The organism is Bacteroides sp. AM37-9, from assembly GCF_003603455.1.
Classification (GTDB): Bacteria; Bacteroidota; Bacteroidia; order Bacteroidales; family Bacteroidaceae; genus Bacteroides; species Bacteroides xylanisolvens.
In genome coordinates, this window is sequence record NZ_QTNF01000023.1 from 83,441 (window position 1) to 94,263 (window position 10,823).

Here is a 10,823-nt window from a genome sequence, read left to right on the forward strand (position 1 = left end):
TAATAGCAAAAAGTCGTACCCTAAAAGTGTGGTATTTAACAAAAAGTTATACCCTAAAAGTGTGGTGTATTACAGAAAGTCGTATCAGAAAAGTGTATGATGCTGCTATTTCTGTTTTTTATTGTACCAAGTTACGATACCTTACTCTGTCAATCGATGAAGAGTAATGACGATGATTTCTGCCGGAGCACCGACACGGATCGGTAACTTTGAAGTCCCTATTCCGTTTGTTATAATCAAAGGTATTTTTGCTGTATTATATGCCAGTCCGGTGATAAAACGATTACCGTAGTGTGAGTTCAGTGCCGGGGCGACTCCGAATACACGGACTTGTCCCCCGTGTGTATGTCCTGCGAGAGCGAGGTCTGTATTGGCTACTGAAACATCTTCTATGTAATCCGGCGTATGAACTAGTAAGATGACAAAATCTTTGGGAGAGAGTGCCAAAGTGGGTGATACTCCGTTGCGCCCCAGATCGAAAGGATTGCGCACTCCGGCGATAATGATTTGCTGGCCGTCTTTCCGGAGTGTATCTACTTCGTGTTCTAACGGACGCATTCCGTAATGTTTCATTGTGTTCACAATATCGTCGTGGCAACGTTCGTAATCATTATTACCCATCACTCCATAGGTTCCCATTGGTGTCTTTACACGTGCAAGTGCGGAAAACAAAGGTTCTACATATTCGCAACCTTCCTGATAATCACCGCCCATCAAAAGAACATCTGCTTTTTGGGCAATCAATAGGCGGACAAGATCGTTCAATCCTTTCTCTTTCAGCAGGCTTTTGTAATGTAAATCGGAAATGAAAGCGATGCGGAAACCTTCAAAAGCTTCAGGTACATCGCGGTGGGTGAAGTCGTATTTTACTACACGGTCCACTCCTGTATAAACAGATGACACATCTACGCTGGAAGAGGTTATTTGGGTTCCACGGAGCATCCGGTCGGATTTGTCCGCGTCGGTATCAGTCTCCTTTTTCTTTGTATGTTGCTTTTTGTTTTTAGAAACAGCCAGTGCTTTGAGTTTCGAGTGGTCGGGAGCGAAGAGTCCGGCAATGGCGTTAGTCGTATCCGGATAAATGGAATCAGTATGTAAGACAGGGTGCGGCAAGCTAGCCACCATATTCTTTTTCGATTTGCAGGAAACAAGTAAAAGCAATGCCAACAGGATAACAGGGTAGATTGTTTTCTTCGTCGGTGGATAAATCGTTTTCTTCATCAATGGGATATTTATTTTCTTCATCTTCTCTTAGTTTGAAGTTTTCTGGGGTGCAAAGATACGAAAAATCATGTATCTTTGTCCGTCAAAACTCTTTATAATATATTAAAGTATGGAAGAAGTAAAGCGTAACTCGCTACAAGCATGGATATTAGCTGCACGTCCCAAAACTCTTACAGGAGCTATTACCCCTGTTCTGATAGGTACAGCTCTCGCTGCGATGGACGGGCATTTTCACTGGTTGCCGGCACTGATCTGCTGTCTGTTCGCAAGTCTGATGCAAATTGCCGCTAATTTCATCAATGACCTTTTCGACTTCCTCAAAGGGACAGATCGGGAAGATCGCCTGGGACCCGAACGTGCTTGTGCACAGGGATGGATTTCTCCGCAAGCGATGAAAACCGGGATTATTATTACGGTTGCTCTTGCCTGTCTTATCGGTTGCACATTACTTTTCTTTGCCGGATGGGAACTGATTGTCGTAGGAGTGCTTTGTGTATTATTCGCTTTTCTTTATACCACCGGCCCTTATCCTCTTTCTTACAACGGCTGGGGAGATGTACTGGTGATTGTCTTCTTTGGATTTGTGCCTGTTGGCGGAACATATTACGTGCAAGCGCTAACATGGACGCCGGATGTCACTATCGCCTCTCTGATTTGTGGACTATTGATTGATACGCTACTGGTAGTCAATAACTACCGTGACCGGGAAGCGGATGCGCGCAGTGGAAAAAGAACAGTGATCGTTCGTTTCGGTGAGAAGTTCGGCCGCTATTTTTATTTGATGCTGGGTGTTACAGCTTCTCTTCTCTGTCTGTGTTTCCTTCGTGAAGGTCATTTTTTAGCCGCTCTTCTTCCGCAACTCTATTTGATTCCTCATTTCCTCACCTGGAAACGGATGGTGAAAATATATAGTGGTAAAAAATTAAACAGCATATTAGGCGAGACTTCGCGTAATATGCTGTTTATGGGTGTTCTTATTGCAATAGGAATGTTGGTAAGTTGAGAATCATTTCCCATACATCTTTTCGTAGTAACCCTGATAATCTCCGCTGGTAACTTCTTCCACCCAAGCCTGGTTGGCTAAGTACCATTCGATTGTCTTTACGATACCGACTTCGAATTTTGTTTCGGGATACCATCCTAAAGCATTTGTAATCTTTGTAGGATCGATGGCGTAACGTTGGTCATGTCCCAGACGGTCTTTAACGAACGTAATCAGATCTTCGTTGATCCAGTCGATCGAAATATTTCCGTTTTCGTCTTTCACCTTCTTTTTGAGAACCTGACGATATTCGGGATTCTCTGCCATCAGACGGTGGATAGTTGAAATAGTCAGTTTTACGATTTCGAGGTTTGTCTTCTCGTTATGTCCGCCAACGTTGTACACTTCTCCGTCTTTACCTTCACGTACAACGAGATCAATCGCTTTGCAGTGATCTTCTACATAAAGCCAGTCGCGTACATTACTGCCGTCACCGTAGACGGGGAGATGTTTTCCTTCGAGGATATTCTTGATAATCAACGGAATCAATTTTTCCGGGAAGTGATACGGACCATAGTTGTTTGAGCAGCGGGTAATTGTTACCGGCATTTTATAAGTATCATGGTAAGCCATCACTACCATGTCTGCGCTAGTCTTAGAGGCACTGTACGGGCTGTGAGGACAAAGCGGGGTTGTTTCTGTGAAATACCCTTCGGCTCCCAGTGAACCATACACTTCGTCGGTGGATACCTGATGATAGCGTACACCTTTTCTCCAGGTAGGGTATCCTTGTTCATCTTTTCCCATTACCCATGCGCGGCGTGCACAATCCAATAAGTTCTGTGTTCCGAGAATGTTGGTAATCAGAAACAGTTGCGGATTTTCAATGCTGCGGTCAACGTGACTCTCGGCAGCGAAATTCACCACATAATCAAAACGATACTCAGCAAAAAGACCGTCTACCACATCACGGCTACAAATGTCTCCTTTGATAAAGACGCAGCGTTCGTTGTCGATGTCTTTGGCAATCGTTCCTAAGTTACCTGCATACGTCAAAGCATCCAATATCACGACTTTGATGTCGTTATGTTTGGCCAAGATGTATTTGATGTAATTTGCCCCGATAAATCCTGCGGCACCGGTCACTAGATAAGTTTTCATATTTTATTCTATTATGTTGATTTTAGGATTGTTTTGCCAATTCGATGAGATACTTTCCGTACTCGGTCTTTTCGAGTTGCTGACCTAACAGAAGCAATTGCTCCGTCGGAATCCATCCCTGACGCCAGGCGATTTCTTCAATACAGCTGACGTAGAAACCTTGCCGGTTCTGAATAGTAGCCACGAAGTTGGATGCTTCCAGCAGACTGTCGCAGTTACCCGTATCCAGCCATGCGAATCCGCGTCCGAAGAGTTCCACTTTCAATGTGCCTTCTTCCAGATACAGGCGATTCAGGTCTGTAATCTCATATTCTCCACGTGCTGAAGGACGAAGAGCTGCTGCTTTTTCCGTCACACTGGCATCATAGAAATAGAGTCCGGGAACGGCATAATTACTTTTCGGCACTTCCGGTTTTTCTTCCAGTGAAATAACTTTCCCTTGTTCGTTAAATTCCACTACACCATAAGCGCGCGGGTCTTTTACATAGTAGCCGAAGATGCAGGCGCCTTTTTCTATATTGGCAGCCCGGCGGAGCATGGCAGAAAAGCCTTGTCCGTAAAACATATTATCCCCAAGAATCAGACAGCCCGGTTCACCGTTCAGGAAATCGGCTCCCAATACGAAAGCCTGTGCCAGTCCGTTAGGTTGTTCCTGTATTTTGTAGGAGAAAGACATACCCAGCTCCTCACCCGTTCCCAGCAAATCCCGGAACATAGGCAAGTCACGTGGAGTCGAAATAATCAACACTTCGCGTATTCCTGCCAACATCAGTGTCGACAATGGATAGTAAATCATCGGCTTGTCATACACAGGCATGATTTGTTTGGAAATCGCTTTGGAAAGCGGATAAAGTCGGGTGGCACTACCACCGGCCAGAATAATTCCTTTCATGTTCGTCTGAGTTATTCATTAACAGTGTGCAAAGGTCGGAAAGAATTCCGACGTGGCAAAATTTTAAAATAATTTTTCAGTCAGGTGGGGACATTTATTTTATTTGTCCGCCAGTTCGATAACTTCCAAGTCCTGAAACGCCCCTTGATTGATAACAAAACGCACCAAAGTCCGCACCTTATGGAAACCAGACATACCTGCAGCTCCCGGATTGATATGTAACATATCCAGCGTTTTATCATACTTCACCTTTAATATATGCGAATGTCCGCTGATAAAAAGCTTGGGCGGTCGCGTCATCAGACTACCGATGATGGAAGGATCGTACTTTCCCGGATAACCGCCGATATGTTTTATCAGTACTTCCGCACCATCCACCGTGAAACGATTTATTTGAGGATACAGTTTTCTGATTTCCTGTCCGTCAATGTTTCCGTACACCGCCCGGAATGGACGGAATGCGGCTAACTTTTCCGCTACTTCCAGTGAACCGATGTCTCCGGCGTGCCAGATTTCGTCGCACGGTTCGAAATATTCCAGGTATTTCTCATCCCAGTAAGCGTGAGTATCAGATAATAATCCAATTCTTGTCATAAAATTCTTTGTTTAATCCCACAAAGATACTATATTTGGAAAAATCTTAAAGCACATGGAAAGCAAATATAATTATTTCAAGCGAGATATAAGTTGGCTCTCATTCAATTACCGCGTATTGTTGGAGGCTCTGGACGAGCGTCTGCCGCTTTACGAACGTATCAACTTCATCTCTATCTACTCTTCCAACCTCGAAGAGTTTTACAAAATCCGTGTAGCCGACCATAAAGCTGTTGCTTCCGGCGCTACGGAAAGCGATGAAGAAACCGTACAGTCAGCCCGCGAACTGGTAGAGGAAATAAATAAAGAAGTCACCCGCCAGCTGGATGACCGTGTACGCATCTATGAACAAAAAATACTGCCTGCCCTGCGCAAAAATCATATCATCTTTTATCAGGACAACCATGTAGAACCGTTCCACCAACAGTTTATCAAAGACTTTTTCCGGGAGGAAATCTTTCCCTACCTGCAACCTGTGCCTGTATCCAAAGATAAAATTGTCTCCTTCCTGCGGGATAACCGTCTTTACCTGGCAATACGAGTCTATCCGAAGAAAGAAGAAAAAAACAAAGGAGAAGAAACTAAAGAAAATATAGAAAAATATACCGGAGAGTGCATAAATGAAAGAAATGACGGAGAAGGTATAAAAGTAGGTATGGAAGCAGCAAGGCCAAATGTAACAGACCTCCGACAACCCCTTTACTTTGTGATGAAACAACCCTACGCCAAAGTGCCCCGCTTCATCGAACTTCCGTCTCGCGAGAAAAATCATTATTTGATGTTTACCGAAGACATCATCAAGGCAAACCTCAACCTGATCTTCCCCGGCTACGATGTCGACTCCAGTTACTGCATCAAAATTTCCCGTGATGCTGATATATTGATTGACGACACCGCCAGCAGTGCCGACCTCGTCGCTCAACTCAAGAAGAAAGTGAAGAAACGCAAGATCGGTGACGTCTGCCGTTTCGTCTACGACCGTGCTATGCCTTCTGAATTCCTGGACTTCCTTGTGGATGCCTTCCGTATTCAGCGTGACGAACTTGTCCCCGGTGATAAGCATTTGAACCTCGAAGACCTGCGTCATCTTCCCAACCCGAACAAATCCCTTCATAGCCTCGAAAAACCGAAGCCGATGAAGCTGACCGTCCTCGATGAGAAAGAATCCATTTTCAATTACGTCGCCAAAAAAGACCTATTATTATATTACCCTTATCACTCTTTCGAGCACTTTATCCACTTCCTGTATGAAGCCGTGCACAACCCGGAAACCCGTGAAATCATGGTAACTCAATACCGCGTAGCGGAAAACTCCGCCGTCATCAACACCCTGATAGCCGCCGCCCAAAACGGCAAGAAAGTCACCGTATTTGTGGAACTGAAAGCCCGCTTTGATGAAGAAAACAACCTTGCCACCGCCGAAATGATGCAAGCCGCCGGTATCAAGATAATCTACAGCATCCCTGGTTTGAAAGTGCACGCCAAAGTAGCCTTGATCCGTCGTCGCGGATTAAACGGTGAGAAAATCCCCAGCTACGCCTACATCAGCACCGGCAACTTTAACGAAAAAACCGCCACCCTTTACGCCGATTGCGGTCTTTTCACCTGTCGCAAAGAAATAGTGGCCGACCTCTATAACCTCTTCCGTACCCTGCAAGGAAAAGAAGACCCGAAGTTCACCACCCTTTTGGTAGCCCGTTTCAACCTCATCCCCGAATTGAACCGCCTGATCGACCGCGAAATATCCCTCGCAGACGAAGGCAAGCAAGGACGCATCATCCTAAAAATGAACGCCCTCCAAGACCCTACCATGATAGACCGCCTCTACGAAGCCTCCGAACACGGTGTACAAATCGACCTTATCGTCCGTGGTATCTGCTGCCTCATCCCCGGACAGTCATACAGTCGTAATATCCGTGTCACCCGTATTGTGGATAGCTTCCTCGAACACGCCCGCATCTGGTACTTCGGCAACGACGGCACCCCCAAAGTATTCATGGGCTCTCCCGACTGGATGCGCCGTAACCTCTATCGCCGCATCGAAGCCATCACCCCCGTTCTTGCCCCCGACCTGCGTGACAGCCTCATCGAAATGCTCGACATCCAACTCGCCGACAACCAAAAAGCCTGCTGGGTAGATGATAAGCTGCAAAACATATTCAAAAAAAGAACACCCGGCACCCCTGCCGTCCGAGCCCAATACACCTTCTACGACTGGCTAAACCAAAAAGACAACTAACATAAAATTCTTTCCGCAGCAACTATGCTGCGGAAAACACATCATTGCAAAACACATCATTGCAAAACACATCATTGCAAAACACATCATTGCAAAACACATCATTACAACCATACCCCAGCCCCCATCATACATACGATCACAATGACCTGCACCCCGCATGGTTTCCCGGCCTACTTTTTTCTCCGTCAAGCGAGCGCCCGTAACGTAGCGTCAAGAAGGGCAGACTGTTTGAGCGTAGCGAGTTTCTGCCCTTTAGCGAAGTGAAGGAAGCGAGTAGGAGAAAAAAGTCAGCCTTGAATTTTTCTTTGCTTCTTTCTTTTGTTTCAAGACAAAAGAAAGATGATTGTAATACAATTGTAACATGTATGACACCTCCCTGCAACGTCAAATCCCGTCCTTTGCAACTGGAAACAACATACACATATTATTTATGGAGACTATTTATTTATGCATTATCATCTTCCTCTTCGTCCTTGCCGTCTTCGATCTGATAGTCGGAGTCAGCAATGACGCAGTCAACTTCTTAAACTCCGCGGTAGGTGCCAAAGCCGCTTCGTTTAAAACCATCCTTTTCATAGCCGGCGTCGGCATATTTATTGGCGCCTCCCTATCCAATGGCATGATGGACATAGCCCGGCACGGCATCTACCAGCCCGAGCACTTCTACTTTGCCGAAATCATGTGCATCCTGTTAGCCGTCATGCTGACCGACGTAGTACTGCTGGACGTATTCAACTCCATGGGTATGCCCACCTCCACCACCGTTTCACTAGTCTTTGAACTACTCGGAGGAACCTTCGCCCTCTCACTTATCAAAGTACATAATAGCGACACCCTCGGTTTAGGCGACCTCATAAACACCGACAAAGCCCTTTCCGTCATCATGGCCATTTTCGTATCCGTCGCCATCGCCTTCTTCTTCGGAATGATCGTACAATGGCTGGCCCGTGTGATATTCACCTTCAACTATACGAAAAAGATGAAATACAGCATTGCCCTCTTCGGAGGTGTAGCCGCTACCGCCATCATCTATTTCATGCTTATCAAAGGACTGAAAGACAGCTCCTTCATGACCCCCGAAAACAAACACTGGATACAAGACAACACATTAATGTTAATCGCCGTCTTCTTCGTGTTCTTCACCGTACTGATGCAAATCCTTCACTGGATGAAAATCAACGTTTTCAAAGTCATTGTATTGATGGGCACCTTCGCCCTCGCCCTCGCTTTTGCCGGCAACGACCTTGTCAACTTCATCGGTGTTCCCCTCGCAGGCTTCTCCTCTTTTATGGACTATACCGCCAACGGAGGAGGAAATCCGAACGGCTTCCTGATGACCTCCCTGCTGGGGCCCGCCAAAACCCCGTGGTATTTCCTTATCGGAGCCGGAGCCGTTATGGTCTACGCCCTTTGTACTTCTAAAAAGGCACACGCCGTAATTAAAACATCCGTCGACCTTTCCCGTCAAGATGAAGGAGAAGAAACATTCGGAAGTACCCCGATTGCCCGTACAGTAGTCCGCATCAGTATGACACTTGCCAACGGAATCTCCCGCATTATGCCAAGTGGCAGCAAAGAATGGTTTGACTCCCGCTTCCGCAAAGACGAAGCTATCATTGCCGACGGAGCAGCTTTCGACCTTGTCCGCGCTTCTGTCAACCTGGTATTAGCGGGTCTGCTCATCGCCTTGGGAACTTCCCTGAAACTTCCTCTTTCTACCACCTACGTAACCTTCATGGTAGCTATGGGTACCTCCTTGGCCGACCGTGCCTGGGGACGTGATTCTGCCGTTTATCGTATTACCGGCGTATTAAGCGTCATCGGTGGCTGGTTCATCACTGCCGGAGCTGCCTTCACCATCTGTTTCTTCGTAGCCCTCGTACTTCATTATGGAGGAAATATCTCTATCATCGCACTCATCGGTATAGCTGTATTCATCCTGATCCGTAGCCAAGTGATGTACAAAAAACGCAAAGCGAAAGAACAAGGTAACGAAACTCTGAAGCAACTTATGCAAGCCACAGACAGCACAGAAGCCCTGCAACTGATGCGTAAGCACACCCGTGAAGAACTTTCCAAAGTGCTGGAATATGCAGAAACTAACTTCGAACTGACCGTCACTTCTTTCCTCCACGAAAATCTTCGAGGACTGCGTCGTGCTATGGGTTCCACAAAATTTGAAAAACAGCTCATCAAACAGATGAAACGTTCCGGCACCGTAGCCATGTGCCGCCTCGACAACAACACCGTACTCGAAAAGGGACTTTATTACTATCAAGGCAACGACTTTGCCAGCGAACTGGTTTACAGTATTTCTCGTCTCTGCGAACCTTGCCTGGAACATACCGACAACAACTTCAACCCATTGGATGCCATTCAGAAAGGTGAATTCAGCGATGTTGCCGAAGATATTACATATCTGATTCAGCAATGCCGTAAGAAAATGGAAAACAACGAGTACAACAATCTGGAAGAAGAAATCCGTCGTGCCAACGATCTCAACGGACAGCTTTCGCTATTGAAACGTAAGGAACTGCAACGCATCCAAAGCCAATCGGGAAGCATCCGGGTTAGCATGGTATATCTCACGATGGTTCAGGAAGCACAGAACGTAGTCACTTACACCATCAACTTAATGAAAGTAAGCCGTAAATTCCAAATGGAGACTGAAATGCCGTAAAGGCTGGAAACGATAACGTCCTTCACTGGAAAAAACGAATGATAACTCGAAAGAAAAGGACTGCTTGATAAACCCTATTTATATAAGTGAGGGTATGTCAAACAGTCTTTTCTTTTTAGAAAGTGGTTGGATAAAAAAGCTCTGTTCTTTAGCATTTGATTTGATAAAATTGTATATTTATAGTCGGTAAGATATTTGAGACGATTTAAAATGCAATGGTGTAAAAATGAAATGAATGAAATATCAATTAGAAATAACTACTTTACTGGTTCCTGTCAATGTGCATCAGTTGTTTGAGAAATGTGAATGGCCCGAACTAAACAGTTTTGACAAAGAAATGGTTGAGAACTATTTCTCTGATTTGGTAAATGGTATTCAAACCGATGAGGCTTTGGACGATTGGACGCTGACCGTTGTCCTTTATATCGGCACTTATTTGGGAGCCAGCCATATCAGTATCCGGAAACATGGAATCACCGATACGGTAACTAAAGAAAAAGTACTGACGATCGGTATACCTCTCCCTTGCAGTAAAACCGTTCGTTGGGGAGTGAAGAAGAAAGAACGTTTTACCGGTAAAACACCGGATGAAAGCTATAGGAGGAATAACAGGCTGCTTCCCGTCTACTTTGCGAAATATGATACTATGGGAACCTATATTGAAGATAACATCCGGATCGCCCTTTTGAATTTGTTTGAAGTAGGTTTTACCTTGAAAGGATATAAAGTAAAGAAACGGTGATAGTAACTGAATCGTAATCAAACTTCCTTTTCATAGGGATTAAACTTGCTTATCCCGGCAGGAAAACGTATCTTTGTTGGTAAGAAAACTATAACCGCAAGTTCTGATTATAAAACCGGAACTTTTGATTATGTAATCAGAAGTTTCAGTTATAAAACCAGAACTTGCGGTTTTAGTTTGCCCTAAGGGAAAAAGAACTTTTCTTCTAGGGGAGAACAAGTTTTCTACCTATAGCAAGGATGTTTTCTATTAGTAATGCGAATCAGTAGTTGAAATCACTAGCTGATTCAGTTAGTTAAATTGTTA

The 10,823-nt window shown here is 45.1% G+C and carries 8 protein-coding genes; 4 read left to right on the forward strand and 4 right to left on the reverse strand.

What is annotated here, in order from left to right; genetic code table 11:
- Positions 1-141 precede the first annotated feature (141 nt).
- Complete coding sequence (locus tag DW862_RS16270) at positions 142-1,221, reverse strand: metallophosphoesterase (RefSeq protein WP_120069374.1); 1,080 nt, start codon at positions 1,219-1,221, stop codon at positions 142-144.
- Positions 1,222-1,333: 112 nt separating this feature from the next.
- Here DW862_RS16270 and DW862_RS16275 point away from each other — a divergent pair, with 112 nt between their 5' ends.
- On the forward strand, positions 1,334-2,227 hold the full coding sequence (locus DW862_RS16275) for a 1,4-dihydroxy-2-naphthoate polyprenyltransferase (RefSeq protein ID WP_120069360.1): 894 nt from the start codon (positions 1,334-1,336) through the stop codon (positions 2,225-2,227).
- Between the two features lie 3 nt (positions 2,228-2,230).
- Here the strand turns inward: DW862_RS16275 and rfbB are convergent, their stop codons facing one another.
- The 3 genes from rfbB to DW862_RS16290 form a co-directional block, all read right to left on the reverse strand.
- On the reverse strand, positions 2,231-3,367 hold the full coding sequence (rfbB, locus tag DW862_RS16280; protein ID WP_008026598.1) for a dTDP-glucose 4,6-dehydratase: 1,137 nt from the start codon (positions 3,365-3,367) through the stop codon (positions 2,231-2,233).
- A 22-nt stretch (positions 3,368-3,389) separates the two neighbouring features.
- On the reverse strand, positions 3,390-4,259 hold the full coding sequence (gene rfbA / locus DW862_RS16285) for a glucose-1-phosphate thymidylyltransferase RfbA (protein ID WP_004316988.1): 870 nt from the start codon (positions 4,257-4,259) through the stop codon (positions 3,390-3,392).
- A gap of 99 nt (positions 4,260-4,358) precedes the next feature.
- Positions 4,359-4,853, reverse strand: coding sequence for a metallophosphoesterase (locus tag DW862_RS16290; protein ID WP_009038686.1), 495 nt, complete (start codon positions 4,851-4,853; stop codon positions 4,359-4,361).
- Positions 4,854-4,908: 55 nt separating this feature from the next.
- Between DW862_RS16290 and ppk1 the strand changes: the two genes are divergently transcribed.
- From ppk1 to imm9, 3 genes are all read left to right on the forward strand, one after another.
- A complete protein-coding gene (ppk1, locus tag DW862_RS16295; RefSeq protein WP_118407739.1) occupies positions 4,909-7,092 on the forward strand; it encodes a polyphosphate kinase 1 in 2,184 nt (727 codons plus the stop codon).
- A 433-nt stretch (positions 7,093-7,525) separates the two neighbouring features.
- Positions 7,526-9,775: an inorganic phosphate transporter gene (locus DW862_RS16305; protein ID WP_074708698.1), complete on the forward strand. Its 2,250-nt coding sequence runs from the start codon at positions 7,526-7,528 to the stop codon at positions 9,773-9,775.
- Positions 9,776-10,010: 235 nt separating this feature from the next.
- Positions 10,011-10,517 (forward strand): Imm9 family immunity protein, encoded by a 507-nt coding sequence (imm9, locus tag DW862_RS16310; protein ID WP_120069366.1) that lies wholly within the window; start codon positions 10,011-10,013, stop codon positions 10,515-10,517.
- Positions 10,518-10,823: the final 306 nt, after the last annotated feature.

What these genes read in the sequence shown, in the direction of transcription:
- DW862_RS16270 (WP_120069374.1), bottom strand. Translation starts at nt 1,221, where the DNA reads ATGAAGAAAACGATTTATCCACCGACGAAGAAAACAATCTACCCTGTT.
- imm9 (WP_120069366.1), top strand. Translation starts at nt 10,011, where the DNA reads ATGAAATATCAATTAGAAATAACTACTTTACTGGTTCCTGTCAATGTG.
- ppk1 (WP_118407739.1), top strand. Translation starts at nt 4,909, where the DNA reads ATGGAAAGCAAATATAATTATTTCAAGCGAGATATAAGTTGGCTCTCA.
- rfbA (WP_004316988.1), bottom strand. Translation starts at nt 4,259, where the DNA reads ATGAAAGGAATTATTCTGGCCGGTGGTAGTGCCACCCGACTTTATCCG.
- DW862_RS16290 (WP_009038686.1), bottom strand. Translation starts at nt 4,853, where the DNA reads ATGACAAGAATTGGATTATTATCTGATACTCACGCTTACTGGGATGAG.
- DW862_RS16305 (WP_074708698.1), top strand. Translation starts at nt 7,526, where the DNA reads ATGGAGACTATTTATTTATGCATTATCATCTTCCTCTTCGTCCTTGCC.
- DW862_RS16275 (WP_120069360.1), top strand. Translation starts at nt 1,334, where the DNA reads ATGGAAGAAGTAAAGCGTAACTCGCTACAAGCATGGATATTAGCTGCA.
- rfbB (WP_008026598.1), bottom strand. Translation starts at nt 3,367, where the DNA reads ATGAAAACTTATCTAGTGACCGGTGCCGCAGGATTTATCGGGGCAAAT.